This is a genomic window from Spirillospora sp. NPDC052242 (genome assembly GCF_040679555.1).
Lineage (GTDB): Bacteria > Actinomycetota > Actinomycetes > Streptosporangiales > Streptosporangiaceae > Spirillospora.
The window spans coordinates 1-26248 of record NZ_JBFAUZ010000058.1; the positions used below are offsets into that span (position 1 = coordinate 1).

Below are 26248 nucleotides of genomic sequence, written 5' to 3' on the forward strand. Positions count from 1 at the left end.
GTGGAGCGGATGATGCGCGACGCCAAGATCACGCAGATCTATGAGGGGACCAACCAGATCCAGCGGATGGTCATGGCCCGCCAGCTCCTCAAGTAACCGAACGCGCGGACGGCCGCGCGTTCGGCGTCGCCGTCCAGGACGAGCGCGCCCGCCAGGCGCTCAACCCGGTCCGGGAGGGGCGCCTGATGTACACGGGCGGCCCGACCGGCTATACCGACTACCCGGTCCTCCAGAACCCGATCCCCGTCTGAACGCCGCGCCCCCGAAACGCCGCGTCGCCCTCGTCCGCCGGAACGGACGAGGGCGACGCGGCGTTCGTCACTGCGTACCCGAAGGCTTCTCCTCCGCAGGCTTCTCCTGCGAGGGCTTCTGGTCTGCGGGCTTCTGGTCTGCCGGCTTTTGGTCCGCGGGCTTGTTGTCCGCGTCCCGGTGGCGGAGCTTGAGGACGACCTCGCCGTCCTCGGTCATGCGCGGCCGGATGCTGAGGCCGTCCCAGTAGATGTACGCGCTCCCCGGCCCGGACGCGACCGTGACCGTCGCCCTCGTCCCGTCGTCCCGGCGCGTCAACGTGACGTTGTTGCCCTCGACCTCGACGCCGATCGGGCCCATGCGGAACCTGTCGTCGAGCTTGATCACATCGCCGTCCCGCACGACGACCTCGCATTTGCCGTCGGCGCAGGCTTCGAGCCTCGTGCCGTCCTCCGCGACGGCCTTCGCCGGTTTCGCCGGCTTCGAGGGCGCCGCGGGCTTCGAGGGCGCCGCGGGCTTCACCGGCTCCACGGGCGGCTCCGGCGCCGCCACGGCCGCCGCGGGAACGGTGTCCGTTCCGAACGGGTTCGGCGCCTCGACGAGCGCCGCGCCGGCGAAACCGCCGAGCGCGAACGCGACGATGGCGGTCGAGGGCAGCAGGCCGAGATTCCTTGTCGACATGGTGTGCACTCCTGACGGTCGCACTTCGGCATCTCTCTGTATGCCTCTTGATACAGAGAGTAAGCGATCATCGCGGAGTCGTGATCGACTGGGGGTCCTCCGGCGTGTGCTCAGCGGGGCAGGTCGTCCACGAACATCGTCTGCAGCACGCGCCCGAGGTCACCGGACGCGTCCGCCAGCGAGCCCTCGCACAGCGCGCCGCCGCCCGGCGAGACCTGCAGCGACCCGGCCAGGCACAGCCACTCGCCGACGGGATCGCGGTGCAGCGCCACGGTCAGGTCCGTGTTGATCACCAGCCACGACGTCAGGTCGAGCTCGCTGCCCACGCCCGACACGCTGTCGGACAGGACGAGCGCCCGCACCAGCGGCGTGTCGTCCTCCCCGGCGACGAGCGGCACCCGCGACCGCGCCCACGTCGTGGCGGGCCCGGGCGCGGAGAACGAGCCCTCGACGAGGCGCCACTCCATCGCCGACAGGTAGCCGTCCATGTGCGCGCCCGCCCACGCCTCCAGGGGACCGGACGCGGCGGGCAGCGGCGGCGGAGGCGGCGTGCGGACGATCGGCGCGACGCCGTCCGGCGCCCGCTGCGTCCGCCAGGCGGCCGCCCGCACCACCGGGCGTCCCTCGTGGGTCAGCTCCGCCTCCAGCAGCGTGACGCGCCGCCCCGGACGGACGGTCCGCACCGCGACGCGCAGCGGCGCGACCGGCACCGGGCCGAGGATCTCCATCGTCATCCGCGCCACCCGGGTGCCCGGGACCGGCTCGTGCCGCTCGAAGGCCCGGCCGACCAGCCCGGCGACCGGCCCGGCGTGCTGGAACCGCGGCGACCACGGCCCCGCGGTCGCGGGGGTGGAGGCGAACCCGCCATCGGCCAGCGGCTCGTAGAACCCGTCCACGGCGGCTCCTTTCGACTAGAACCGCACTCTAGCCGCAGAGCTTCTGGGTCCCCGTCTCGACCGACGTGTCCGCGCTCGGCGACGGCGTCGGCTCCGCCGACTCGACCGTCACCTCCTCGACGTCGTCCCAGTCGCCGCCCACGTAGACCTGGATCTCCGCCTGGAGCTCGTCCAGCTCCTTCAGCTTCGCGCCCGGCAGCGCCTTCGCCAGCGTCTTCGCCGCCTCCGCCCGGGACGGTCCGTACCGGATCTCCGTCGTCTGCAGGCCGCGCCGCGCCAGCCCCGGCACGACGCTCGCCTGGAAGCCCGCCTCCTCCAGCTGCCGCCCGGCCTTCGTCGCCAGGCCCGGCGTCCCGATCGCGTTCAGCACCCGCACCGAGACGTCCTCCGGCGGCACCGTCAGCCGGTCCTCCGGCTTCTGCGTCGGGGACGGCGTGGACGGCGCGGGCGTCGGCGACTCCAGCGGCCGGTCGTCCTCGATCTTCTGGAACAGCTCCTGCGCCTGCTCCTCGTCCCACTTCACCGTCGACTGCGGGGCCGCCGCGTTCCACAGCGGGGCCTGGTGGTCCGGGTTCTCCAGCGGCACCTTCGCGAACGTCAGGTCGTCGGTCGACAGGTCGCGCATCTCGTCGACCATCTTCGGCAGGTCCTCCGCCAGCTGGTCGTCCACCGTCAGCGTGCCCAGCGCCGCGTCCAGGAACTTCGTCGACTTCACCGGGTTGCGCAGCGTCTCCGTCGACATCGCCTGCTTCATCAGCGCCGCCAGGAACTGCTGCTGCCGGTCGATCCGGCCGAGATCGCTCCCCCCGGTCAGCGAGTACCGGGTGCGGGCGAACGCGAGCGCCTTCATGCCGTCCAGATGGGACTTCCCGGCGGGCAGCCGCAGGCCGCTCTTCGGGTCGTCGACGGGCTGCTCGACGCACACGTCCACGCCGCCCAGCGCGTCGACCATCTTCACGAACCCGTAGAAGTTGACCTCGACGTAGTGGTCGATCGACACGCCCGTCGCGCGCTTCACCGTCTTCACCGCGAGGCTCGCCCCGCCGAACTGGTACGCCCACGTCAGCTTGCCCGGACGCGCGGGCACGTTCGACCCCTTCGCGCCCTCCGACCCGTTCGACTCGTGCGCCGGGATCGTCACGTACGAGTCCCGCGGCAGGCTCACCACCGAGATCCGCTTCCGGTCGCCCGACACGTGCAGCAGCATCATCGTGTCCGAGCGCTCGCCCGGGAACCTGCCCAGCTTCGCGGCCCTGATCTGCTCCTTCGTCAGCCCGTCGCGCCGGTCGACCCCCGCGACCAGCACCGTCATCGGGCCCTCGACGCCCCCGGCGTCCTTGTCCAGGCCGTCGATCGAGATCTTGTCGATCGCGCCCGTCACGTAGTTCTGGAACGCCCACGCCCCACCGGACGTGAGCAGCACGAACGCCGACATCCCCGCGGTGACCGCCAGCAGCCGCCGCTGCCGCCGCGCGCTCGACGCGGCCCGCGGGCTCAGCCGCGGCCCCGGCCTGCGCGGCCCCCGCGGGCCCTCCACCGGCACCCGCGGCGCGGGCATCCCGTCGATCGTCACGCCGTCGATGTCGCCGTCGTCGCCGTCCGCCCGTCCGTCCGCCCCGGGGCGGGGCCGGAAGTAGCGCTCCAGCGGATCGGCGTCACCGTCGGCGAACGGGTCGTCGCGACCCGAGCCGTGCCCGTCCGTCATGCCGCCGCCGCCTCCCGAAGAACGTCGTCGGATGTGCTGGGTGAGTCTCGACCACCTTAAAGTGGGGAACACCCGACTCACCGCCATCTGGACCGCGTGTCATTGCGGTAACGTAACGCCGTCCTGACCACACCCCGGCGGCCCCGCACGCGAACCTGGGCGACGTGGGCTGCGTCGGACAAGCGAGCAAGAGAGAGGAAGGGGGGCCTCCTCCGGCCTGTCCGGCCGGATGCGCCCGCGAGCCCATGAACCCGTCTCCCCATGCGCAGCGCGCCGCGCGGCGCGCGCCACGGACCAGCACCGACGCCGGCGGACGCACCTGGCCCGCGGTGTCGGTGGTCATGCCCGTCCTCAACGAGCAGCGGCACCTCACCGACGCCGTGCGCCGCATCCTGACCCAGGACTACCCGGGCGAGCTCGAGCTCGTGCTCGCCCTCGGGCCGTCCCGCGACCGCACCGACGAGATCGCCCACCGGCTCGCCGCCGAGGACCCGCGCATCGTCGTGGTGTCCAACCCGACCGGCCGGACGCCGCAGGGCCTCAACATCGCGATCAAGGCGTCGCAGTACTCGATCATCGTCCGGGTGGACGGGCACTCGCTGCTGCCGCCCGACTACGTCCGCGCCGCCGTCGAGACGATGGAGGAGACGGGCGCCGACAACGTCGGCGGGATCATGGCGGCCGAGGGCACCACCCCGTTCGAGCAGGCCGTCGCGCGCGCGATGACGTCCAAGCTCGGCGTCGGCAACGCCCGCTTCCACACCGGCGGCGAGGCCGGCGAGGTCGAGACCGTCTACCTCGGGACGTTCCGGCGCAGCGCCCTCGACCGGGTCGGCGGCTACGACGAGACGTTCACCCGCGCGCAGGACTGGGAGATGAACCACCGCATCCGGCAGACCGGCGGGCGGATCTTCTTCACCCCGCGGATGCGCGTCACCTACCGGCCCCGGCCCGACCTGCGCGCCCTCGCCAAGCAGTACTTCCACACCGGCCGCTGGCGCCGCGTCGTCGGCCGCGAGCACGCCGGCACCCTCAACCTGCGCTACCTCGCGCCGCCCATCGCGGTGCTGGCGATGACGGCGGGCGCCGTCGCCGGGGCGTTCGGGTTCTGGCCCGGCTGGATCCTGCCCGGCGGGTACGCGGTCGCGATGATCGCGGGCGCGGCCGTCGAGGGCCGCGGGCTGCCGCCGGCCGCGTGGGTGCGGCTCCCGCTCGTCTTCGCGACCATGCACGTCACCTGGGGCGTCGGCTTCCTGACGAGCCCGCCCCGGCTCGGCCAGCCCACCCCGGCGAAGCCCGGCGAGCCCGTCCTCTGACCGGCGGGCGTGCCCGCGTGAGGGAATCTTTCGGACATCTGGGGCGGAACCGGGGGTGTGCCCGGGGCCGTCTCAGGGTTACGGTGGCGAGACCCCGCCACCGGCCCGGCGCCCTGGAGGTGGCCAGATGTCCAATGGAGCACGTCACGCGCTCGGCGGCCTGATCGGCGTGGTCCTGGCCCCGCTGATCGCCGCGGGGCTGCTGTACGGCGCCTACCAGCTGCACCGTTCCGTGGGACGCGTGGCGGCCACGTTCGGCGGGGAGGCGGGCTCGGAGCGCTGGATCGGCGCGGCGCTCCTGCTGGGCACGGCCGTCCTGGTCGCGCTCGCGGTCGCGCCGCGCGTGTCGCCGCTCGCCTCGCTGATCCCCGGCGTCCTGCTCACGGCGGTCGGCGGCCTGTGGATCGTCGATCCGGGCCGGATGCTGCGGCAGGAGTTCACGCGGGACGTCCTTCCGGACGAGCTCGAACTGCCGTACGTCGGGATCGTCGGGCCGTACGGCGTCTTCCTGCTGCTCGGGCTGCTGCTGCTGGCGGCGTCGGTGGCGCCGAGCCGGTGGGCGGGCCGCGCCGCCGCGCCGCGTCCGGTGGGGCCGCCGCCCGCGCCGGTGGGGGCGGGCGGGCCGCCGCCGATGCCGGGCGCCGGGGCGCCGCCGCGGCCGCAGGAGCGGCCGGAGCCGTTCGCGCCGTCGTTCCCGCCGCCGGGGTCGTCGCAGCCGCAGCCGCCGCAGCAGCCCCGGCAGCCGCAGCAGCCGCAGACGCCGCCGTCCGGGGCCGTTCCCTTCGGGCGCGAGGACGAGCGCCCCGGGCCGTACCGCGGGCAGGGCGAGGGCGGCGAGTGGACCCGCATGTACGGGGACGACGACCTGCGCGGACGCTAGCGGGGGATCGGGATCCGGACGTTCGGCAGCCGCGGCCTCGGCTCGCGCCACGCGCCCGACAGGAGCACGCTGAGCGTGTAGGCGTGCCAGAGCTGGTTCGTCCAGCCCTTCGGGACCGTCGCGAAGTGCTCCTCGAACTTGCGGCGGTTCACGATGTCCCACAGTTCGGACGGGCCGTCCAGGACGTGGTCGCGCAGCAGGGCGAGGAACGGCTCGTCGAACTCGCGCCGCCAGTTGAACCCGGACGTGCGTCCCTTCGGCTTGACGGCGGCGCGGCGGCGCCACGCGGGCCACTCGCGGAGGCGGCGCGGCCCGTCCGCCTCGAACCGCCACCGCTTGCCCTCCGGCGGGACGGACGCCAGCTTCGGCGCGAGCGTCTCGATCAGCAGGAACACGACCTCCTCGCTCGCCCGCCATTCGGGCGGGAGCGCGAGCGCCTCCCGGACGACGCGGTTGTCGAAGAACGGGTGGTAGTAGGGCGTGTTCATGAGGGTCGCGGTGTGCGCGCCGACGATCCAGCGGCCGGACCGGTAGAACAGGTACAGCAGGTCGAGGGCGCGGGGGCCGTTCGCGGCGGCCCGTTCCGTCCAGACGCGCAGGTGCTCGTCGGCGGCGGCGTTCGCCTCGGGGGTGCAGAACGCCTCGGCCGACTTGAAGATCGTTTTGACGCGCTTCCGGATGCCCTCGGGGGTGAGGTCCTGCTGGTCGTAGAGGTGGCCGCCGCGCAGCGTCTCGCCGCCCGACCCGGAGGTCTTCGGGACGACCCTGTACGGGGCCCACCCGTTGACCCGCTCGTACGCGGAGGTCATGCCCTCGCAGCGGCGGATGACGTCGTACGCCCGCAGCAGCGGGTGGCCGACCTCGACCGAGTCGGCGGCGTCGTCCCCGGCGGCCGTCGCGGTGAGGTCGACGCGGTGCTCGACGCCGAGCCGCGCGGCGATCTCGCGGGCGAGGACGACGTCGGGGTCGTCGGCGAACCCGTGCGTCGTCGCGACCAGCGGCACCCCGGCGGCGGTGAGGACGGCCGCCATGAAGCGGCTGTCGCGCCCGCCGGACAGGGCGAGCTCGACGGGGACGTCGTGCTCGGCGAGGGGCGAGGCGGCGTCCACGAGGGCCTCGGCGAGCCGCTGCACGCGCCGGCGCCGCTCCCGCGCGTCGGACGGCATGGGCTCGGCCTCCGGGACGTCCCGCTCCCGCACCGCGACGCCGCGTCCGGGCGCGGCGGTGAGGACGGCGTCGGCGGGCAGCGCGCGGACGCCCGCGAAGGGCGTGTCGTCGTTGGTGAAGAACCCGTGCCGGACCATCGGCTGGAGCGCCATGACGTCGTGCTCCACCGGCGGTCGCGTCAGCCCGGTCGCGGCGGCGCGCGCGGTGAGATGCACGAGAAGCGCGCGACTGCCGATAAAACAGAAATCGGCTGATTCGCAGAAATAGATCGGGCATACGCGGGCGATGGACGTGGCGGCGTCGACGCCGTCGCGGTGCGCGCGGAAGACCGCGAACACCCCGCCCATCGTTTCGACGGCGGACGCCGGGTCGTCGGTCTCCAGGAGTTCCTTTTCGGCGATGTCCGGATCGACGAGGTAACCGGTGTAGCCGAGCGCGCGCTCGTCCCCGGCGACGAGCGGGCGGGGGAGCAGCCGGTGCTCCGGCTCGTTCGACCAGGACAGCAGGACGATCGAGCCGTCCGGCGAGGTCCACCGCGACGACGCGAGCCGGTCGGCGGGCACGGGGATCGCCTCGCCGGCGGCCGCGTCCGCAGACTCCAAGATATGTGGTGAAATCCGGCTATTTCTGCCTTTGCTCACCACGGCGAGATAGGCGCGCACGGAGGCTCCGTTCGATCGGTCGCGTGGACCGCACGACCGTCGCGCCGCCGGGTGAACGTCCGCCGAACCGTCTACATATGGTCGGTAAATTATGGCCTCGTTTACCGAAGGTTGCTTCTGTCCGGAAAATGGATCGGTCCATTTTGGGACGAATTACCCGTCCGGTGCGAGGTCAGAGGGCGGCGAGGACGCCCGGGACGTCGTTCACGACCATCGCGTCGATGCCCGCCTCCGCGTAGCGCGGGGCGTGCTCGGCCGTCGGGCACCAGGCGACGACCTCCAGGCCCGCCTTGTGCGCCGCGTTCACGCAGTGGTCCAGCGGGCGCAGCCGGGTGTCCGGGTGCTCGAACCCGCAGGACCCGGTGTGGACGGCCACCGCCTGCAGGCCCAGCCCCGCCGCCGCCGGGACCGCGTGCCACAGCGGGAACCGCAGCCACGTCAGCAGCCCGAGCGGGACGCCCGGCACCTCGTCCCGCAGGAACGCCAGCAGCGCCGGGTCGAACGACGTCACCAGCACCCGCCGCCGCCGGGCCTCCCGCCGCAGCAGCGGGACCAGCAGCGCGCCCGTCCGCCGGTCCGGGTCGTCCAGCGCGTCCTCCAGGACGGTCTTCACGTCGACGTCCACCGCCACGTGCGGCGGCAGCGCGTCCAGGACGTCCGCGAGGCGCGGCAGGCCACTGTCGGTCGCGGGCAGGTCGACGACGTGCGACCCGTCCGGGATCGTCGGGTCGTGCCGCAGGACGAGATGGTCGTCGCCCGTCCGCGTCACGTCGAGCTCGACCCAGCCCAGGCCCGCGTCCACGGCGGCCAGCATCGACTCGAGCGTGTTCTCCGCGACCGTCCGGCCGGTCCCGGGCACCGGCTGATCGCCCGACCCGAAACCGCGGTGACCGATGATCGTGGGGGTGTTCTCGAAGATCACGGGGACTCCTCCGCGGCGATGTGCTCGGCGAGCGCGATGTCCAGCGGGCGCGTGACCTTCAGGTTCCGGTCGTCGCCCGCCACCACGCGGATCGGCACGTCCGGCAGGTAGCGGTGCACGATCCCGCAGTCGTCGGTCGCGGCCAGCTCCGGATCCGCCAGCGCGATCTCGTACGCCTTGCGGATCGTGCCGAGCACGAACCCCTGCGGCGTCTGGAACCGGCTCATCGTCTCCCGGGGCGGCATCGACGCGACCAGGCCGTCCGCCACCACGACGATCGTGTCGGGGCTCGGCACCCCCACCGCGACCGCCGCGTCGTCCTCCAGGGCGTCCAGCACGCGGTCGATCACCGCCGCGTCGACGAACGGGCGGGCCGCGTCGTGGAACAGCACCCGGACGTCGTCCGGCCGGCCGGCCAGCGCCTCCAGCGCCGCCACCGTCGACGCGGTGCGGGTGTCGCCGCCCGCGATCACGCCCGTGACCTTGCCGAACGGCGCGACGATCGTCCCGGCCGCGCGCAGGTGCCCGGCCGCCATCACGACCAGCACCTCGTCGATGCGCGGATGCGCGTCGAACGCGGCGACGGCGCGGCCCAGGATCGGACGGCCGCCGACCTCGATGAGCTGCTTGGGGCGCCCGGCGCCCAGCCGCGCGCCGACACCGCCGGCGAGCACCACCGCGACCGTCCGCGTACCCATGTCTCCCCGTTCTCGACACAACCGGTCATCGAAGCATTACGCTCTGCCATGACCGTACGGCTCACGCTCAACGTACCGGACCCGCGGGCCTCCGGCCCGCCCGAACCGAGAGGCGACCGTGGAGCAGCAGACGGTGCGCCGCGCGGCCCGCTGGGGACTCACCCCCGGTACGACGGCGCCGATCTCCCTGGGCCTCGCCGTGCTGGCCGCCGTCTGGTTCTCCGACGCCGCCCGCACCGGGGCCGTCGCGGGCGCGCTGCTGCTCGCGGCGACGGTCGTCCTGGCCCGCGTCGACGTCGGCCTCGCCCGCGCGGGCGCCGCGACGCGGCGGCAGGTCTGGCGGTCGGCGCTGCTGCGCCGGGCCGAGGAGGCGATCGTCTACGCGGGCCTCGCCGCCGGTGCGGCGGCCGGCCCCGCCGCCGGCGGCGCCGGGCCGTTCGCGCCCGGCGGGCCGTTCGCGCCCGGCGGGCCCGCCGGGGTGTGGGGGATGGCCGCGCTCGCGCTCGTCCTCCCCGCGCTCGGCCGGACGATCGCCGCGTCGTTCGCCGCGCGCCACCCCGCCGCGGCCCCCGGCCGCCCCGCCGGATTCGGGAGGATCATCACACTGCCGCGCCCCGAACGGTTCGCGCTCGTCTCCGTCACCGCCGCCCTCGGCGACCCGGTCCTCGTCTTCACGGTCCTCACCGCGTGGGGCGGCGTCGCGGTCGCGGCCGTCCTGGCCGGTTGCCTCCTCCGCTCCCTGTGGCCGGTGACCCCGTGAACGGCGGGATCCTGCGGGTCTACCGGGACGACGGGCCGCTGGCGCGCGCGCTGGGCGTGCTGGCGCGCGGGGGGCTCCCGCCGGTGCCGGGAGCCGTCGGCGCGGCCGTCCTGACGACCGTCCTGTTCGCGGCGGACGAAGGCGGGAACCCGGCCCCGGCACTGTTCGCGCCGGTCATCGCGGTGCTGCTGATCGGGCCCGCGTCGGCGCACCCGCACACCGGCAGGCTCGACTGGACGGCGCCGCCCATGATCCGCGCAATCGAGTATGGTTACCTCACCGTGTTGGGGTTCGCGCACGCTGTGGCGGCGCCGCTCGTCTTCGCGCTCGTCGCCCTCCTCGCGCTCCACCACCACGACACCGTGCACCGCACCCGCAGGGGGCCGCGGCGGCAGCGGCTCCTTCGCGCCGGGCTCGGCTGGGAGGGGCGGATGCTCATCGTGGCCTGCGGGGGCCTCTCCGGGAGCCTCCCGTTCGCGTACGCTGCCCTGGCCGCCTACCTTGGCGTGTTGTTCGGCGGCGAGGGCGTCGCCGCGTGGGCGCGGGCCGGACCCGGCGGACGCGTGCAGGTCGACCTGAAGGAAGAGGAAGCATGATCGGCATGGTGCTGGCGGCGGGCGCGGGCCGGAGGCTGCGGCCCTACACCGACACGCTGCCCAAGGCTCTGGTCCCCGTCGACGGCGAGACCACCATCCTGGACATCGCCCTCGGCAACCTCGCCGAGGTCGGGCTGACCGACGTGGTGATCGTCGTCGGCTACTGCGCGGGCGCGGTCGAGGAACGCAAGGCCGCCCTGGAGGAGCGGTACGGCGTCTCGATCACCCTGGTGCACAACGACAAGGCCGAGGAGTGGAACAACGCCTACTCCATGTGGCTGGCGCGGGAGCACTTCTCCAAGGGCGTCCTCATGGTCAACGGCGACACGGTTCATCCCGTCAGTGTGGAAAAGACCCTACTTGCGCACCGCGGACCGGACATCCTCCTGGCCGTGGACGATGTGAAAACGCTCGGTGACGAGGAGATGAAGGTGATCCTCGACGGCGAGGGGCACCTCAAGACCATCACGAAGCTGATGGACCCGGCGTCCGCGAACGGCGAGTACATCGGCGCCACCCTCATCGAGCCCGCCGCCGCCGACGCGCTCGCCGACGCGCTGAAGGCCACCTGGGAGAGCGACCCCGACCAGTACTACGAGGACGGCTACCAGGAGCTCGTCAACCGGGGCGGCGGCATCTCCATCGCCCCCATCGGCGACGTGCAGTGGGTCGAGGTCGACAACCACGACGACCTCGAGAAGGCCCGCATGATCGCCAAGACGTACTGAGCGGGCGCACGGCAGGCAGTCGACGGCAGACAGACGAACGGCCCGCGTCCCGGGCGGCGCGGGCGACCGAGCGAGGAGGCCCATGCCCCTGCTGACGCGGATGCTGAACGCGCCGCTGTCCATCGACGTGCGGCGCGGAGCCGTCGCGGAGCTGGGCGAGCTGCTGGCCGACGGACGCATCGCCACCGAGGGACGGGTCGCGATCGCCGTCGGCCCCGGCCAGGGCGACCAGATCGCCGAGCACGTCCGGCCGTCCCTCGCCGCCTGCGAGGTGTTCCAGGTGGCGGGCGCCACCGTCGACGCGGCCGTCGACCTCGCCGCCAAGCTGCGCGGCGGCTCCTACGAGGCCGTCGTCGGCATCGGCGGCGGCCGGACGATCGACGCGACCAAGTACGCCGCGACCCTGTCGGGCATCCCGATGGTGTCGGTCGCGACGAACCTGTCCCACGACGGCATCTGCTCGCCCGTCGCGTCCCTCGTCCACGACAAGGGCAAGGGCTCGTTCGGCGTCGTGATGCCCCTCGCCATGGTCGTCGACCTCGACTACGTGCGCGCCGCGCCCGAACGGCTCGTCCGCGCCGGGATCGGCGACGTCCTCAGCAACTTCTCCGCCGTGGACGACTGGCTCCTCGCGGCGTCCGCGTGCGGCGAGCGCGTCGACCGGATGGCGCTCACCGTCGCCCGCACCGCCGCCGAGGCGCTGGTGCACCAGCCGGAGTCCATCGAGTCCGACCGGTTCCTCACCGTCCTCGCCGAGAGCCTCGTGCTGTCCGGGATGGCGATGTCGTTCGCCGGCGACTCCCGCCCGGCGTCCGGCGGCGACCACGAGATCCTGCACGCCATCGACCAGCTCTTCCCCGGCACCGCCAACCACGGCGAGCTCGCCGGCATCGGCGCCGCGTTCTGCTACCACCTGCGCGCCCTGCACCTCGGCGAGGGCGCCGAACGGCTCGCCGAGATCCTCACCTGCCTCGACCGGCACAAGCTGCCCCGGCTGCCCGGCGACGTCGGGCTGACCGTCGACCAGTTCACCGAGGCGGTCCAGTACGCCCCGCGGACCCGCCCCGGCCGCTACACGATCCTGGAGCATCTGGGCCTCGACGCCGACGAGACCCGCAAGGCGGTGGAAGACTATGTCCAGGCCCACGGAGGCTGACGTGCCCGCGCCCGCCGCGGAGCCCGAGCGGCCCGGCGACGACCGTCCGTCCCGCAACAGCGCCCGCGTCGCGGACGTCCGCGCCCACGGCCAGCCGCCCGGCCTCAAGGAGCGGCGCAACGAGGAGCACTGGGCCGGCCGCCTCTACATGCGGTCCCTCTCCCCGTACTTCGCGTGGCTCGCCCTCCGCCTCGGCTTCAGCCCCAACCAGCTCACCTACCTGATGATGCTGAGCGGCATCGCCGCGGGCGTCGTCGTCTCCCTGCCGCTCTCGCCGCTGTGGACGGCCGTCGGCGGCGCCGTCCTCATCCAGGTCTACCTCCTCCTCGACTGCGTGGACGGCGAGGTCGCCCGCTACCTGCGGCAGACGTCCGTCGCCGGGGTGTTCCTCGACCGCATCGGCCACTACCTGTCCGAGGTGTCGCTCCTCGTCGGCCTCGGCTTCGCCGCCCAGGGCGGCTGGGAGACCGGCGGCTACGTCGAGCTCGGCATGCTCGCCGCCCTCGGCGCCGCGCTCATCAAGGCCGAGACCGACAACGTCGTCGTCGCCCGCGCCAAGTCGGGCCTGCCCGCCGACCCGTCCGGCGGCGACCGCGCCCTGCGCCCCCGCTCCACCCGCATCGCGCTCGCCCGGCAGGCCGCGTCCATGCTCCGCTTCCACCGGATCATCGGCGCCGTCGAACTCTCCCTGCTGATCCTCGCCGCCGCCGCGCTCGACACCGTCCTCGGCAACGAGACCCCCGCCGCGATCCGCGTCCTCACCGTCGCCGTCGCCGCCGTGGCCGTCGTGCAGACCCTCCTGCACCTGGTGAGCATCCTCGCTTCCCGGAGACTCAAGTGAAACTCAGCGTCGTCGTGTTGACCATGGGCAACCGGCCCGAGGAGCTCTCGCGCGCCGTGCGCAGTGCCCTTGAGCAGGAGCACGTGGACATCGAGGTCGTGCTCGTGGGGAACGGCGTCGACCCGGTGGGCGACCGCGGCGGCGAGGCGCCCTTCGACGACGCCCGGGTGAAGACGATCGCGCTCCCGAAGAACGTCGGCATCCCCGCCGGACGCAACCGCGGCGTCGAGGCGTCCAGCGGCGACATCGTCCTGTTCCTGGACGACGACGGCTGGTACCGCTCGACGCGCCTCGGCACCTACCTGCGCGACCGGTTCTCCGCCGACCCGAAGCTCGGCGTCGTGTCGTTCCGCGTGCGCGACCCCGAGGGCGGTCCCGGCGAGCGCCGGCACGTTCCCCGGCTGCGCGCGGGCGATCCCGAACGCTCGTCCGCCGTCACCACGTTCCTCGGCGGCGCCTGCGCGATCCGCCGTGCCGCCTTCGACCTCGGCGGCGGTCTCCCGGAGGACTTCTTCTACGCCCACGAGGAGACCGACCTCGCCTGGCAGATCCTCAACGCGGGCTACCACATCGTGTACGACGCGTCCGCGGTCATGTACCACCCGGCCGTCCTGCCCACGCGGCACGACATGTTCTACCGGTACAACGCCCGCAACCGCGTCTGGCTCGCGCGCCGCAACCTGCCGTGGCTGCTCGCGCTCACCTACCTCGGCGTGTGGGTCGCCATGACCGTCCTGCGGGAACGCAGCCCGAAGGCCCTCAAGCCGTGGTTCAAGGGCTTCGCCGAAGGCTGGCGCAAGCCCGCCGGTCCGCGCCGTCCCATCTCGTGGCGCACCGCGTGGCGCATGACCCGTACCGGACGTCCGCCCATTATTTAGCGTTGCCCTTGGCAGCAGGGCGCAAGGCGGCCTTTCGGCGGGCGCCGTGTGCGATCGCCGCATCGCTTCGCTCACACTCGGCATCGCTCGCGATGGGGCCGGGATGGGAAGCTCTGGGCGATGGTCGGTACGGGAGGGGCGGGCGTGCACCCGTTGGAGCGGGACGATCCGCGACGGGTGGGGCGGTACCGGCTGCTCGGGCGGCTCGGCGCCGGGGGGATGGGCGTCGTGTACCTCGGGCGCTCGCCGGGCGGCCGTCCGGTCGCGGTCAAGGTCGTGCGGGAGCGGTTCGCGGCGGACGCGACGTACCGGGCCCGGTTCCGGCGGGAGGCCGCCGCGGCCCGCCGGGTGACGGGGACGTTCACCGCGCCCGTTCTGGACGCCGATCCGGACGCGGCCGTCCCGTGGCTCGTCACCGCCTACCTGCCCGGGCCGACGCTGCGCGAGGCGGTCGGGACGGCCGGTGCCCTGGACGCCGCGGCGGTGCGGGTGCTCGCGGCCGGGCTGGCGGAGGCGCTCGCCGACGTCCACCGGGCCGGGCTGACGCACCGGGACCTGAAGCCGGGCAACGTCGTCCTGACGGCGGACGGTCCGCGGCTGATCGACTTCGGGATCGCGCGGCCCGACGACGCCACCGCGATCACGCGGGTCGGCGCGGTCCTCGGGACGGCCGGGTTCATGTCGCCCGAGCAGGCGTCGGGGCGCGTCGCGGGCCCGGCGAGCGACGTGTTCTCGCTGGGCGCCGTCCTGCTGTACGCGGCGACGGGGCGGGAGCCGTTCGGCCGGGACGACCGGGACGCCGTGCTGCGCCGGGTCGTCGAGGTTCAGGTGGACCTCGGGGGCGTCGACGATCCCGGGCTCGCCGGGCTGCTGGCGGCCTGCCTGCGGAAGGAGCCGGACGGGCGGCCGTCGGCCGTCGAGGTGCTCGACCGGCTCGGCGAGGTCCCGGTCCGGGCCTGGCCGCCTGCGGGGCTGGCCGAGGTGATCGACCGCCGGGCGGTGCCGCCGGACGGACGGGCGTGGCGGGAGCCGGGGAACGCGGCGTCCGTCGTGGAGGGCGAGACCGTCGATCCGGACGCGGCGCCCCGGCTCGGCCGGCGTGCGCTGCTCGTCGCCGTGCCCGTCGCGCTCGCGGCGGCGGCGGGTGCGGTGGGCGCCGGTGCGGTGGGGGCCGCCCGGGGGCGGGGCTCCGCGCCGCCGCCCGCGAGCGCTCCGCCGTCGAAGGCGCCGCCGCCCCGGGGCGTCCCGCGGTGGGGGACCAAGGTCGGCGACTACTACCCGAAGGTCACCGTCACGGGCGGCGTGGTGGTCGCGGAGGGGCGGACGGGGGACGTGCACGCCCTGGACGCCCGGACCGGTGAGGTCCTGTGGAAGAAGCGGGCGGGGAACGGCAGCCACGCCTTGGACGGCGCGGTGTACCTGCTCGACCCGATCCAGCCGTGGCTGGTCGCCGTCGACGCGGCGTCCGGCGATGCGCGGTGGGAGTCGAACATCGTGGGCGCCGGCGGCGGCATGGCGGTGTCGGGCGGCCTCGCCTGCATCGGGTACGAGGGTCCGATCAGGGCGCTGGACGTCCGGGACGGCGCGGTGCGCTGGCACGCGGACGCTTCCGCCGAACTGGGGCTCGCGGCCGACTCCCGGGTGGTGGTCGCGGCGAACCCGGACGCGCTGGTCGGGCTGGACCCGCGGAGCGGGCGCGAGCGCTGGACACGCCGGCTCGACCTGCAGGACGTGCGGCCCCTCGCGGCGTTCCTGGTCGGGGACGGCCTCGTCTTCGTCGGCGACGACGGCGGTGTCCTGCACGCGGTGCGTGCGGACGACGGGTCGCCGGTCTGGCGCAAGGGGCTCGACGAGAAGTGGTTCAACGGCTCGTCGCTCCGGCTGTCCGGCGGGGTCCTGTACGCCGACTCGGGGTTCGGGACGGTGGACGCCGTGAACGCCGCGACGGGCGCGACCGTCTGGTCCCGGTTCGTCGACCGCGGCGGGAGCCGCCTCGCGCTGTCCGGCGGGACGCTGTTCGCGGCGTGCGCGCGCACCGGGACGGTGCACGCCCTGAACGCCGCCGACGGGCGCGTCCTGTGGACCCACCGGGCGCGGACGGACGCCGCGTCGGCGCCCGCGAGCAGCGGGGGCCTGGTCTACCTCGGCACCAGGGAGGGCGCGGTGGAAGCCGTCGGCCCGCCGGGGGGAGGCGCCGGTGCGGGCTCTTGAACCGGGCGATCCCCGGTCGGCGGGGCGCTTGCGGATCCTGGCGCGGATCGGCGCCGGGGGCATGGGGACGATTTACTTCGGGCGGTCGGCGGGCGGACGTCCGGCGGCGGTCAAGGTGCTGCACGCCGAGTTCGCCCGCGACCCCGCGTACCGGGAGCGGTTCCGGCGCGAGGCGGACGTCACGCGGGCGGTCGGCGGCCGGTTCGGCCCCGGCGTCCTGGACGCCGATCCCGGCGCGGACCGCCCCTGGCTGGCGACGGAGTTCCTGCCGTCGGTGTCGCTGCGCGAGGCGGTCGAGATGCTCGGCCCGCTGCCCGCGGGGCCGGTGCGGGCGCTGGCGGCGGGCGTCGCCGAGGCGCTCGCGTCCGTCCACGGCGCCGGGGTCGTCCACCTGGACGTGAAGCCCGCGAACGTCCTGCTGACGGCGGACGGGCCGCGGCTGATCGACTTCGGGGTCGCGGCGTTCGCCGGCGGGCCGCCGGATGGGGAGCGGGCGGGCACCCCGGGGTTCATGTCCCCGGAGCAGGCGGAGGGCGGCCCGGCCGGGCCGGCGAGCGACGTGTTCTCGTTCGGCGCGACGCTGGTGTACGCGTGCACGGGGGCGGCGCCGTCCGGCGGGAGCTTGCAGGGGGTCGCCGACGAGGGGCTCCGGGCGGCGGTCGCGGCGTGCCTGCGTCCCGATCCCGACGACCGGCCCACCGTGGCCGAACTGGTCTCGGCGTTCGCGGGCGAGCCGTCCGGCGGGTGGCCGCCCGCCGTCGCCGCGCGGATCGCGCACCGGGCGGCCGAGGCGGCGAACCCGCCCGTGCCCGTTCCCGTGCCGCGCCGTTCCGTCGGCCGTCCGGTCGCGCTCGCGGGCGGGGTGCTGGCGGCCGCCGCCGTCGGGGCCGCCGCCGTGCTCGCGGTGCCGGGGACGGACGAGCGCCCCGCGGCGGTCGCGTCCCGGCCGTCCGCGCGGCCCGCGGGGACGATCCCGCCGTCGGCGAACCGGACCGCGGCCCGCACGCTGGAGTTCTATGTGTTCGGCAGCAGCCGGCTCGAGTCGCTGACCATCACGGTGAACGGGAAGCGCACGGCCGTGCGCGACCGGCGGCTGCCCTACCGGAAGGTCGTCCGGATCCCGGCGGAGCCCACGTCGTGGCGGCTCGACTACCGCTTCGGGGAGGGCACGTTCGCCATCGCCGTCAGCGTGGACGGGAGCGAGCGCGGCGGCGCGGGCGGTTCCAGCCGGGGGCCCGACGTCACCGACTCCGCGGAGGGCACCGTCTGACGTCAGCCGCCGAGGAGCTTGTCGCGCCACCCGGGGTCGGCGGTGAGGACGGTCAGGCGCTGCGTCGCGCGGGACACGGCGACGTACAGCACGCGCAGCCCCCGCGGGGACTGCGCGGCGACGGTCTCGGGGGCGACGATCACGGCGGCGTCGAACTCGAGTCCCTTCGCTTCCAGGACGTCGAGCACCTGCACGCGCTCCGGCAGGCCCTCGGCGAGCCGCGCGCGCTCGGCGCCGTCCCAGGCGGTCGCGTCGAACAGGGTCGCCTGCCCGCCCGGTTCGAGGGCGAGCGGGACGATCACGCCGATCGTCCCCTCGACAAGGTGCAGCAGGTCCTCGGCCGCGACGCGGGCCGCGGCGGCGAGGCCGGACTCGGGGACGACGTCCACGACCGGGTCGATCCCGGACGCGCGGACGGCGCGGGCCGGGCGGGCGTCCGGGAGCGCCTCGGCGAGGACCCGCGCCGACACCGCCGCGATCTCGGTGGAGTTGCGGTAGTTCGTGGTGAGTTCGTACTCGTGGCGGGCGCGGGGGACGCGCTTGCGGGGACGGCCGCGCCCCTTCCGCTCGCCGCCGAGGGCGGCGTCCATCGCGGCGCGGGCGGCGTCGAGGTCCTCCCAGGCGCTCTGCGCGGGGTCCTCGACGATCGTCCAGCTCGCCTGCCGGCCCCGGCGGCCCAGCATCCGCCACTGCATGGGGGAGAGGTCCTGCGCCTCGTCCACGACGATGTGGGCGTACTCGGGACGCTCCTCCACGACGCCGTCGTCGACGCGGCGGGACCGTTCGAGCCGCTCGATGGAGGTCGTCAGCTCCTCCATCTCCGGCTCCCACGTCTCGTCGACGGCCTCCTCCCCGGTCAGGATGTTCACGCCGTCCACGACGAACGGGTCGTCCGCGGCGGGCGCGCGGCGGCGCCGGGACGGGCGCGGCGGGGCGCCCAGCAGCGCGTCGAGCTCGTCGAGCAGGGCGACGTCCTGGTAGCTGAGCGGGCCCCGCGCCCAGGACGCGGCGAGGGCGGGCAGATCCTCGCGGGGCAGGTCGCGGCCCGCGGCGCGGCGCAGCCGGTCCGGGTCGCCGAGCGAGCGCAGCACGTCCAGGGGGGTGCGCAGCGGCCACCAGGCGACCAGGAAGTCGGTGAACGCCCGCTGCTCCCGGACGCGCGCGTCGAACTTCTCCCGCGGCGAGCCGTCGGACGTCCCGGGCCGTCCGGTGTCGTCGTCGAGGGAGGCGAGCCCGTCGGCGGCGAGGATCGCGTTCCACAGCCCGGCCTCGGCGCCCTCGGCGGCCTCCGCCGCCTCCTGCCCGCCGATGCCGGTGAACCGGTCCCACAGGGCGTCCAGCAGCGCCTCGGCGGCGCGGCCCCGGGCGGCGTTGACGCTGCCGCGGCTGCGCCGGTGCACCTCCGCGCGGACCCGGTCGAGGCGCCCCCGGTCGAGCGCGACGACGACGCCCTTGAACACGACGCGCAGCTCGTCGGGCGCGCCGGGGGCCTGGTCGGTGACGGCGCGGCGCAGCACGGTCGCCATCGGCTCGGCGCCCTTGAGCCGCGCGAGCGCCGGCGCGTCGTGGACGGACGCGGCCGCGCCCTCCACGAGGTCGCCCAGCGAGCGCAGCGCGGCCGAGCCCTCGCCGAGGGACGGCAGGACGCGCTCGATGTACGAGGTGAACCGGGGGTTCGGCCCGACGACCAGCACGCCCCGCGACCCGAACCGCTGCCGGTGCCGGAACAGCAGGTACGCGACGCGGTGCAGCGCCACGGCCGTCTTCCCGGTGCCGGGCGCGCCCCGCACCAGCACGGTGCCGTCGGCGGGCGCGCGGATCACCTCGTCCTGCTCCCGCTGGATGGTCGCGACGATGTCGCGCATCGCGCCCTCGCGGGTGCGGGCCAGCGACGCGAGGAACGCGCCGTCGCCCACGACCGTCATGCCGTCGGACGCGGACGGGTCGAGCAGATCGTCCTCGAGGTCGACGACGGTGTGCCCGCGCGAGTGCAGGACCCGCCGCCGGACGACGCCCCGCGGGTCCTCGGGCGTCGCGCGGTAGAAGTCCTCGGCGGCCGGGGCCCGCCAGTCGATCACGAGGGAGTCGTGGTCGGGGGTGCGCACCCCGACGCGGCCGATGTACCGGACCTCGCCGGCCGCCAGGTCGAGGCGTCCGAACACCAGCCCGTCGTCGGCGATGTCGAGGGCCTGCGCGCGGCGCGCGGCCTGGTGCACCCAGGCGTCCCGGTCCACCAGCGACGCCTTGGTGCCGGCCTGCGCCTGCCGGAACCCCTCGCGGATCATGGCCTGCGCCTCGGCGCGCATCTCCTCCAGCCGCGCGTACGCGATGTCGACGTAGCGCTGCTCGGCCGCGATCTCGCGGTCCTTGACCGTGCCGCCGGGATCGGCCGGCCGCCCGGTGACCTGGGACGACATGCAGGCTTGCTCCTCCGCATCGCTGCACCGGGGGGTGTCCCCGGCACCCCCGAAGGGGCCGAAACAGCCAGCTTATTCTCCCGATCAGCGAGCGACGACCCGAGAATCCCGGGCGGATCAGCGGGAGAGGATGCGGGGGCGGCGGGTGGGGTGGAGGGTGAGGGTGCGGGGGCGGCGGGCCAGGGAGCGGTCCACGGCGTCGAGGACGTCGCGGGGCGGGACGTCGGGGGGTGCGGTGGCGTGGCGGAAGCGGACGCCCGGGGCGGGGTGGTCGGCGGCGAGGGCCCGCAGGTAGGCGGTCAGGGCGGCGGTCGCGGCGGCGTGCGCGGGGGAGCGGGACGGGGGCTCGGTGAGGACGATGATCTCGCCGCGGCCGCGGTCGAGCATGCCGGGGAGCGCGGCGTCGATGCAGGAGGACGCGGCCAGCACCGTCGTTCGTAGAACGTGTTCCAGCTCGGTGGACGGGGCGGTGGGGGCGCACACGAGGCGGTGCACGGGGCCGGTGACGGCGAGGACGGCCGCGACGGCCTTCGGGTCGGTGGCGTCGCAGACGCGGGTGTGGGTGTTCGGCGAGCGCAGCGCGGTGCGGGCCAGGCCGGGCTCGTCGGTGCCGACGGCGACGACGTCCCACGCGTCGGCGGCGAGGCGCTGCGCGGCGCGGGCGCCGATGCCGCGGGCGGCGCCGGTGACCAGGGCGGTGGGCCTCACGGGCGGACCTCCTCGGCGGCCTCGAAGGTCATCCGCAGGTGCCCGACGGTGCTGGTGCTGAGCGCGCGGGCGCCGTCGAGGCCGAGCCCGCGCAGGTCGTCCGCGACGGGGTGGTCGCCGAGGCGGAGGGTCGCGCCGCCGGGCCGCATCCGGACGCGCGCGGGCGCGACCTCCCACGGGACGCGGCGGGTGACGCCGTCGAGGTGCGAGTAGGCCGTCACGCGCGGGCTGCGGGACCCGGACGGGACGGGCGCGCCGGGCCGCACGGCCAGTTCGATCGCCGTGCGGCCGCCGAAGCGGACGGCGCAGCGCTTGACGCGCGAGGCGAGGTGCATCGGGATGTCGGCGAGCTCCTTGGGGAAGCCCCAGATGCTGCGGCCCGCCTCGAGAGTGAACTCCTGGTTGACGGGCAGCCAGTGGATGAACGCGCCGACCTCGCCGCCGGGCGGGCGGGCCAGGAACGCGACGGCGAACTCGTGGTAGGGCCCGAGGTCGCCGTCGACGTACCGGACGAACGCGAGCGAGCAGATCGCCCGGCCGCGGACGGGTTCGAAGACGTCGAGGCCGGAGTAGGCGATCAGGGCGCGGGCGGCGGGCGCGCGGACGGCGAACATCGCCGAGGCCACGGCGGCTTCGCGGATCCGGACGGGCATGGCGACCCGTTCGCCCTGCACGGTGTGGTCGGTGCTCACATTCCTTAGTAGAACAGGTTCTCGTTTTCCTGTCACGTGCCGGGTGCGCGTTCGACGCCCGTCCGGATCCGGTCGAGGGTGGCGCGCATCCCGCGCCGGTTCACCGCGGCGCGGCGCTCGGCGGGGACGCCGGTGAAGACCCGGCCGAGGAGGGAGACGAACCCGGCGCCGCGGGTGTCGCGGCGGAGGTCCTCCCAGTACTCGGTGAGCCGGGTGCGGGGCGTGCCGTCGACGTCGAAGCCCTCGACGCGGTACCCCCACAGCGCCACCGGCATGCCGAAGCTCGACACCCGGAAGGCGAACGCGCGGCCCGGCTCCGCGACCGTCACCTGGCAGTTCGTGAACCACACCCGCCACCCGAGCCGGTTGAACCCGACGAACCGGGTGCCGGGCGCGATCGTCCGGCCGCGGATCCACGTCGCGAACACCTCGGGACTCCACTCGCCCATCCGGCGCAGGTCGGCGACCGCCGCGTACACGGCGTCCGGCCCGGCGTCGATGGCCACGCTCTCCTCGACCACCCACTCGCGTTCCATGGCCCCGATCATCCCGCACCCTAGAGCAGGTGCGCGTACCGCTCCCGCCACGCCGCGTACCAGGACGCGAACCACGGCTCGTCCCGGGCCAGCGGCACGATGTAGGTGACGGTCTCGGCGTAGTAGCGGCGCTGGAAGTCGGGCGGCATCCGGTCGAGCGTCTGCACGTTGCTCACCCGGTCGGCGAGCTTCACCCGGACGGCGTCGCGCGGGGCGTCCCGCAGGCGCCGCAGGTACGCCGACTTCGCGGCCCGCTTCGCCTGCCGGCCGGCGCCGGCGGCGGGCGGCTTGGTCACCCAGTCGACCAGTTCCGCCACCCGCGGCCCGAACTCGGCCTCGACGTCGGCGACGGTCGCGGGCGTGTCCTCCACCACATCGTGCAGCAGGACGGCCGCCAGGACGTCCGGGTCGGTCTCGCCCGCGCCCCGCACCAGGACCTCGAGGGCCTCCAGCAGGTGCTCCAGGTAGGGTGCGCCGGTGGGGCGCCGCTGGTCGCCGTGCCAGCGGACGGCCGCGGCCGCGGCCCGCCCGACCCGATCGGCGTCGAGGCCGGTGCCGGCGAGGTCCGCGCGGGCGTCGTCCCAGGTGCGCCAGCGGTCGAACACTTCCATGGATTCCTCCCCTTCCGTGCCGGAGTTTCTTTTTCCGGTCGTGTCGCGCGGGCGCCCCGGGACAGGGCATGGTGGAGGTTCACCTTAGAGCGGAAGGAGGCGGCGCGGTCGTGGTCGGGAGCCGGCAGCGGCCCGGCGGCCGGCCGGAGCCCGCGGGCAGGGTCCGCATCGTGCTCGGGCTCATCGCCGGTGGGCTGGCCGTGGCGCTGTGCGTCGTCCTCGTCGACCGGTTCGTCCTGCACGCGGAGTGGTGGGAGGTTCGCCACAGGGTCACCGGCGAGTCCGTCGCGCCGCTCGGCGACGTCGGCCCGCCGCCCGGGCCCCTCGCCGTGAGCTGGGAGCGGACGACCCGCGTGCACCGCGGGTCCGTCGCCGGGTACGACACCGTCTCCTACGACGTCGCCCAGGGCCAGATCGTCACCGTGTCCGGCCAGGGCGTCCAGGTCGTGGACGCCCGCACCGGGGCGCGGCGGTGGAGCTACAGCCGGTCGGACTGGTCGCTGCTCGGCTGGACGTCCACCGAGTCGCGGCTCGTCGGCTACTTCGAGCGGGACGGGCACCGCGCCGACCGGGTCCTCGTCGGGTTCGACCTGCTGTCGGGCTCGCTGCTGTGGAAGAAGGAGGGGGCGCGGCGGCCCGCCGCGGTGTCCCGCACGACGCTGCGCTTCCCGGCCGGGTCCGGGGTCGTCCTCACCACCGACGACGACCGCCGCACGCTGGTCGGGCTGGCGGCCGCGACCGGCGAGCCGCAGTGGCAGCGGCCGGTGCGGCACGGCTGCCGGCTGTTCGAGGGCGCCGCGCAGCCGTCCGGCGACCGCGAGTCGCTCGTCGCGCTGGCCCTCGACTGCGCGCGCCAGTCCCGGCCGAGCCGCCTGCTCGCCCTCGACCCGCGGAGCGGCGACGTCCGCTGGGACGAGGTGCTCGGCGCCGAGGAGGCGCCCGAGGTGACGATGCTGGACGGCGTCGCGCTCGTCTCGGACGGGACGGCGCTGCGGGCGTTCGACGAGGAGGGCGAGGAGTTCGCCTCCTGGGACGGCGACGCGGTGTGCGGCGACGGCATGTGCCCGAGCGTCCTCGCGGACGGGCGGCTCATCGTCGTCTACCATCCGGCCGGGACGAAGCGCGGCACGACGCTCATGGAGGCGGTCGACGTGTCGTCCGGGAACGTCGGGTGGGCGCGCGAGGTGCCGTCCTACACGGCGCTGGCACGCGCGGGCGGCGACGTCTACGCGCTGCGCCCGCGCCTGTCGGAGCTGCTGCTGCCCGCGGGCATCGACGTCGTCTCGCCCGCCGACGGCACCGCCACGACCGCGCCCGCGCCGTTCACGATGGACCCGGACCTGCCCGGCAAGCGCCCCTGGATCGCCGCGGCGGGCGGCCTGCTCTACGTCGCGGTCGCCGAGGCGGTGCCGCGTCCGGCGGGCGAGTCCCGGCTGGTCGCGCTGCGCGGCGGCCGCACCGGACCCGGGCCCGACGAACTCGGCGGCGTCCCCGTGGCCGACTGGCCGGACGCCTGCGCGCTGCTCGAGAAGGAGGACCTCGCGCGGGTGGGGCTGGAGGACTACGTCACCGAACCCGCCGACGCGGAGGTCGGGACGGCCCGCCTGCCCGACCCGGTGTCCTGCACGTACGAACCGGTCGAGAAGAAGCCCGGCGAGGACGACGACCCCGGCGACGGCGCCGAAGGCGCCGAGGGTGCCGACGGCGGTGGCTCGGGCGAGGGCGCCGGGTCCGGCGAAGGTGCCGAATCGGGCGAGGGCGCCGGATCGGGCGGGAGCGCCGAGGGGGCCGGGGAAGCCGAGGGGTCCGGGGCCGCCGAGGGGGCCGAAGGGGCCGAACCGGGGACGGGTGATCGGCCCGGTGCGGGACGGGCCGGGGCGGCGCCGTCGCCGTCGGCGTCGGCGTCCGGGGCGGGCTCGCCTTCGCCGGGGGCGTCCACCGGGAGCGGCGGGCCGAGTGCGCATCCGACGAGTCCGCCGCCGCCCACCGGCGTCCCGACCGGGGCGGACGGGGAGCGGGCGACGGCCGTCCGGGGCCTGACGGTGAGCGTGCGGTGGGTGGCCGAGACCGACGACGCCGCGTCGCAGATGCTGGACGCGTTCCAGTCCGTCCAGTCGCAGGTGCGGCGGCGGGAGAACCTCGGCGGCGACGAGATGTACGAGATCGGGACGACCGCGGGGGTGATCGCCGTCCGGGTCGGGCGGGTCATCGCGGTGGTGGAGGCGGGGAGCCCGACGGGCGCCGCCGCGCGGCTCGCGAAGTCGCTCGCGGTGCGGCTGGAGGAGCGCGAGCAGGAGGCGCGGGCGGCCGAGGCGAGGCGGCTGGCCGAGGAGCGGGAGAAGGCGGCGGAGCGGGCCCGCGAGGAGCGTGAGGAGCGGGAGGGGGCCGGGGGACCGGTCAGTGATCCGCCGCGGGCTCCATGACGGCCGACGGCTGGGCGCGTCCCGCCCAGGATTCGAGGTGGGCGACGAACCGGGCGGCGTGCACCGGCCAGTGGAACTGCTCGCGGGCGGCCTTGTGCCCGCGGCGGCCGAACTCGGCGCGCAGGTCCGCGTCCTTGCGCAGCCGCAGGACGGCCTCGGCCGTGGCGGCGGGGTCGTTGAACGGGACGACGAAGCCGCACTCGGCCGGTTCGACGATCTCGACCGCGGGCGGGTTCGGGGTGGTGACGACCGGCACGCCCCGCGCCATGTACTCGATGATCTTGGTGGGGACCGAGTGCCGGTAGTTGGGCTCGTCGTGCAGCAGCGCCAGCCCGACCATCGCGCCCTCGGCGATCCGCAGCGCCCGGTCGTTCGGGACGAACCCGTACCAGCGCAGGACGTCGTCGCGCTGGGCCTCGCGCAGCGCGGGCTTCACCGACTCGTCCGCCGAGCCGATCAGCTCGACGGTGACGCCCTCGGGGGCGAGCAGCCGGGCCGCCTCGATCATCTCGTGGGCGCCGCGCGCCGCCGAGATGTGCCCGACGTAGACCGCGCGGTTGTCGTCGGGCGCGCCGGGCGGCTCGTCCGCGACGTAGGTGGTGTTGGGGACGACCGGGTGGTCCCCGCTGAACCGGGCCCGGTAGCCCTCCTCGGCGAGCAGCAGCCGGTGCCGCCGCTCGGCGCGCTTCTCCAGGCGCCGGACGGCCGGGCGCACGAGCGGCCGCACCGGTGCGGGCAGCCAGCCCTTCATGCCGAGCGCGGCCGCGGTGTCCTCGTGGACGTCCCACACGACCGTCCGCGCGCGCGCCCGGCGGGGCAGCGCCATCAGGAGTTCGGGGTCGTGCAGGAGGATGACGTCCGCGTAGGACGCGTGGTCGGCGAGGGCGCGCCGGGCGGCGCGCATGGCCTTCAGCCGGTGCCGGCCGGTCGCCCGGGGCACGTCCACCGGGCTGACCTCGCGCCACGGCGCCACATTGCATGCCCGAAACGGGGCCATATATGTGACTTCATGACCGGCATCCAACAGTGCCCGGATTTGTCGGTGCAGAATGCGCGCATCCTCCGGATGGTGCACGATCGTGCAAACACAGACCCGCATTCCACTCACTCCGCAACCTGCCGAACCTACGCCGCCGAACCGGCTTCTACCCGGGATTCTGCTACCGCGATGGAAATGGTGGATGAATTCCCGTCGACCACCGCGTGGACGGCACCGGGCGATTGCCGATCTCTGGTATGGGGCCC

Annotated in this window: 24 protein-coding genes; 12 read left to right on the top strand and 12 right to left on the bottom strand. The window is 75.1% G+C overall.

Translation table 11 applies throughout. The annotated features are described in order from the left end of the window. A partial coding sequence (locus AB0L25_RS34815; RefSeq protein ID WP_131764087.1) for an acyl-CoA dehydrogenase family protein occupies positions 1-96 on the top strand: 96 nt, incomplete at its 5' end. A 222-nt stretch (positions 97-318) separates the two neighbouring features. Here AB0L25_RS34815 and AB0L25_RS34820 read toward each other — a convergent pair. The 3 genes from AB0L25_RS34820 to AB0L25_RS34830 form a co-directional block, all read right to left on the bottom strand. Continuing rightward, the gene (locus tag AB0L25_RS34820; protein ID WP_500177088.1) at positions 319-930 is read right to left on the bottom strand and encodes a hypothetical protein; all 612 of its coding nucleotides are present in this window, start codon (positions 928-930) and stop codon (positions 319-321) included. 110 nt (positions 931-1040) lie between these two features. Then, on the bottom strand, positions 1041-1826 hold the full coding sequence (locus tag AB0L25_RS34825) for a thioesterase family protein (protein WP_500177090.1): 786 nt from the start codon (positions 1824-1826) through the stop codon (positions 1041-1043). A gap of 28 nt (positions 1827-1854) precedes the next feature. Beyond that, positions 1855-3531, bottom strand: a complete 1677-nt coding sequence (locus tag AB0L25_RS34830) for an LCP family protein (protein WP_500177091.1) — start codon at positions 3529-3531, stop codon at positions 1855-1857. 245 nt (positions 3532-3776) lie between these two features. Between AB0L25_RS34830 and AB0L25_RS34835 the strand changes: the two genes are divergently transcribed. Together AB0L25_RS34835 and AB0L25_RS34840 are read left to right on the top strand one after the other, a co-directional pair. Continuing rightward, positions 3777-4847, top strand: a complete 1071-nt coding sequence (locus AB0L25_RS34835) for a glycosyltransferase family 2 protein (RefSeq protein WP_500177092.1) — start codon at positions 3777-3779, stop codon at positions 4845-4847. A gap of 127 nt (positions 4848-4974) precedes the next feature. Next, positions 4975-5727, top strand: a complete 753-nt coding sequence (locus AB0L25_RS34840) for a hypothetical protein (RefSeq protein ID WP_500177093.1) — start codon at positions 4975-4977, stop codon at positions 5725-5727. Here the strand turns inward: AB0L25_RS34840 and AB0L25_RS34845 are convergent. The 3 genes from AB0L25_RS34845 to ispD all read right to left on the bottom strand — a co-directional run bounded on the left by AB0L25_RS34845 (position 5724) and on the right by ispD (position 9176). Next, the gene (locus AB0L25_RS34845) at positions 5724-7496 is read right to left on the bottom strand and encodes an asparagine synthase-related protein (RefSeq protein ID WP_500177095.1); all 1773 of its coding nucleotides are present in this window, start codon (positions 7494-7496) and stop codon (positions 5724-5726) included. The two genes, AB0L25_RS34840 and AB0L25_RS34845, sit on opposite strands and share 4 nt — an antisense overlap. A gap of 232 nt (positions 7497-7728) precedes the next feature. After that, complete coding sequence (locus tag AB0L25_RS34850) at positions 7729-8478, bottom strand: glycerophosphodiester phosphodiesterase (protein WP_500177097.1); 750 nt, start codon at positions 8476-8478, stop codon at positions 7729-7731. Continuing rightward, positions 8475-9176, bottom strand: a complete 702-nt coding sequence (gene ispD / locus AB0L25_RS34855) for a 2-C-methyl-D-erythritol 4-phosphate cytidylyltransferase (protein ID WP_500177099.1) — start codon at positions 9174-9176, stop codon at positions 8475-8477. The genes AB0L25_RS34850 and ispD overlap by 4 nt, the downstream gene beginning before the upstream one ends. Positions 9177-9294: 118 nt before the next feature. On the opposite strand from ispD, the gene AB0L25_RS34860 reads away from it, so the two are divergent. The 8 genes from AB0L25_RS34860 to AB0L25_RS34895 all read left to right on the top strand — a co-directional run bounded on the left by AB0L25_RS34860 (position 9295) and on the right by AB0L25_RS34895 (position 17616). Then, the gene (locus tag AB0L25_RS34860) at positions 9295-9936 is read left to right on the top strand and encodes a hypothetical protein (RefSeq protein ID WP_500177102.1); all 642 of its coding nucleotides are present in this window, start codon (positions 9295-9297) and stop codon (positions 9934-9936) included. Beyond that, positions 9933-10532, top strand: a complete 600-nt coding sequence (locus AB0L25_RS34865) for a DUF5941 domain-containing protein (protein ID WP_500177104.1) — start codon at positions 9933-9935, stop codon at positions 10530-10532. Before AB0L25_RS34860 ends, AB0L25_RS34865 begins: the two co-directional genes overlap by 4 nt. Beyond that, positions 10529-11260 (top strand): phosphocholine cytidylyltransferase family protein, encoded by a 732-nt coding sequence (locus AB0L25_RS34870; protein WP_500177106.1) that lies wholly within the window; start codon positions 10529-10531, stop codon positions 11258-11260. Before AB0L25_RS34865 ends, AB0L25_RS34870 begins: the two co-directional genes overlap by 4 nt. An 82-nt stretch (positions 11261-11342) precedes the next feature. Next, complete coding sequence (locus AB0L25_RS34875) at positions 11343-12416, top strand: iron-containing alcohol dehydrogenase family protein (RefSeq protein ID WP_500177108.1); 1074 nt, start codon at positions 11343-11345, stop codon at positions 12414-12416. Continuing rightward, a complete protein-coding gene (locus AB0L25_RS34880) occupies positions 12394-13257 on the top strand; it encodes a CDP-alcohol phosphatidyltransferase family protein (protein WP_500177110.1) in 864 nt (287 codons plus the stop codon). The genes AB0L25_RS34875 and AB0L25_RS34880 overlap by 23 nt, the downstream gene beginning before the upstream one ends. Positions 13258-13280: 23 nt before the next feature. Continuing rightward, on the top strand, positions 13281-14135 hold the full coding sequence (locus AB0L25_RS34885; RefSeq protein ID WP_500177170.1) for a glycosyltransferase family 2 protein: 855 nt from the start codon (positions 13281-13283) through the stop codon (positions 14133-14135). 144 nt (positions 14136-14279) lie between these two features. Beyond that, positions 14280-16346 carry an outer membrane protein assembly factor BamB family protein gene (locus AB0L25_RS34890; protein ID WP_500177112.1) on the top strand — a complete coding sequence of 689 codons (2067 nt, stop codon included), beginning with the start codon at positions 14280-14282 and terminating at the stop codon, positions 16344-16346. Continuing rightward, positions 16333-17616, top strand: a complete 1284-nt coding sequence (locus AB0L25_RS34895) for a serine/threonine-protein kinase (RefSeq protein WP_500177114.1) — start codon at positions 16333-16335, stop codon at positions 17614-17616. The genes AB0L25_RS34890 and AB0L25_RS34895 overlap by 14 nt, the downstream gene beginning before the upstream one ends. A gap of 2 nt (positions 17617-17618) precedes the next feature. Here AB0L25_RS34895 and AB0L25_RS34900 read toward each other — a convergent pair whose 3' ends face one another. The 5 genes from AB0L25_RS34900 to AB0L25_RS34920 form a co-directional block, all read right to left on the bottom strand. Next, positions 17619-20033, bottom strand: a complete 2415-nt coding sequence (locus AB0L25_RS34900) for a HelD family protein (RefSeq protein ID WP_500177116.1) — start codon at positions 20031-20033, stop codon at positions 17619-17621. A 117-nt stretch (positions 20034-20150) separates the two neighbouring features. Further along, complete coding sequence (locus AB0L25_RS34905) at positions 20151-20741, bottom strand: SDR family NAD(P)-dependent oxidoreductase (protein ID WP_500177118.1); 591 nt, start codon at positions 20739-20741, stop codon at positions 20151-20153. Continuing rightward, a complete protein-coding gene (locus AB0L25_RS34910) occupies positions 20738-21433 on the bottom strand; it encodes an acetoacetate decarboxylase family protein (protein ID WP_500177120.1) in 696 nt (231 codons plus the stop codon). Before AB0L25_RS34910 ends, AB0L25_RS34905 begins: the two co-directional genes overlap by 4 nt. Positions 21434-21465: 32 nt before the next feature. Then, positions 21466-21969 carry an SRPBCC family protein gene (locus tag AB0L25_RS34915; protein ID WP_500177121.1) on the bottom strand — a complete coding sequence of 168 codons (504 nt, stop codon included), beginning with the start codon at positions 21967-21969 and terminating at the stop codon, positions 21466-21468. Between the two features lie 20 nt (positions 21970-21989). Continuing rightward, positions 21990-22580 (bottom strand): HD domain-containing protein, encoded by a 591-nt coding sequence (locus AB0L25_RS34920; RefSeq protein ID WP_500177123.1) that lies wholly within the window; start codon positions 22578-22580, stop codon positions 21990-21992. Between the two features lie 110 nt (positions 22581-22690). Here AB0L25_RS34920 and AB0L25_RS34925 point away from each other — a divergent pair, with 110 nt between their 5' ends. Then, positions 22691-25003, top strand: a complete 2313-nt coding sequence (locus AB0L25_RS34925; RefSeq protein ID WP_500177125.1) for an outer membrane protein assembly factor BamB family protein — start codon at positions 22691-22693, stop codon at positions 25001-25003. Here AB0L25_RS34925 and AB0L25_RS34930 read toward each other — a convergent pair. Then, positions 24978-26102 carry a glycosyltransferase gene (locus AB0L25_RS34930; RefSeq protein ID WP_500177126.1) on the bottom strand — a complete coding sequence of 375 codons (1125 nt, stop codon included), beginning with the start codon at positions 26100-26102 and terminating at the stop codon, positions 24978-24980. The two genes, AB0L25_RS34925 and AB0L25_RS34930, sit on opposite strands and share 26 nt — an antisense overlap. Positions 26103-26248: the final 146 nt, after the last annotated feature.

Excerpts from the sequence above, each read along its gene's own strand:
- AB0L25_RS34820 (WP_500177088.1), bottom strand. The coding sequence starts at position 930 with ATGTCGACAAGGAATCTCGGCCTGCTGCCCTCGACCGCCATCGTCGCG.
- AB0L25_RS34830 (WP_500177091.1), bottom strand. The coding sequence starts at position 3,531 with ATGACGGACGGGCACGGCTCGGGTCGCGACGACCCGTTCGCCGACGGT.
- AB0L25_RS34835 (WP_500177092.1), top strand. The coding sequence starts at position 3,777 with ATGAACCCGTCTCCCCATGCGCAGCGCGCCGCGCGGCGCGCGCCACGG.
- AB0L25_RS34840 (WP_500177093.1), top strand. The coding sequence starts at position 4,975 with ATGTCCAATGGAGCACGTCACGCGCTCGGCGGCCTGATCGGCGTGGTC.
- ispD (WP_500177099.1), bottom strand. The coding sequence starts at position 9,176 with ATGGGTACGCGGACGGTCGCGGTGGTGCTCGCCGGCGGTGTCGGCGCG.
- AB0L25_RS34870 (WP_500177106.1), top strand. The coding sequence starts at position 10,529 with ATGATCGGCATGGTGCTGGCGGCGGGCGCGGGCCGGAGGCTGCGGCCC.
- AB0L25_RS34875 (WP_500177108.1), top strand. The coding sequence starts at position 11,343 with ATGCCCCTGCTGACGCGGATGCTGAACGCGCCGCTGTCCATCGACGTG.
- AB0L25_RS34880 (WP_500177110.1), top strand. The coding sequence starts at position 12,394 with ATGTCCAGGCCCACGGAGGCTGACGTGCCCGCGCCCGCCGCGGAGCCC.
- AB0L25_RS34885 (WP_500177170.1), top strand. The coding sequence starts at position 13,281 with ATGGGCAACCGGCCCGAGGAGCTCTCGCGCGCCGTGCGCAGTGCCCTT.
- AB0L25_RS34900 (WP_500177116.1), bottom strand. The coding sequence starts at position 20,033 with ATGTCGTCCCAGGTCACCGGGCGGCCGGCCGATCCCGGCGGCACGGTC.
- AB0L25_RS34915 (WP_500177121.1), bottom strand. The coding sequence starts at position 21,969 with ATGGAACGCGAGTGGGTGGTCGAGGAGAGCGTGGCCATCGACGCCGGG.
- AB0L25_RS34920 (WP_500177123.1), bottom strand. The coding sequence starts at position 22,580 with ATGGAAGTGTTCGACCGCTGGCGCACCTGGGACGACGCCCGCGCGGAC.
- AB0L25_RS34930 (WP_500177126.1), bottom strand. The coding sequence starts at position 26,102 with ATGCGGGTCTGTGTTTGCACGATCGTGCACCATCCGGAGGATGCGCGC.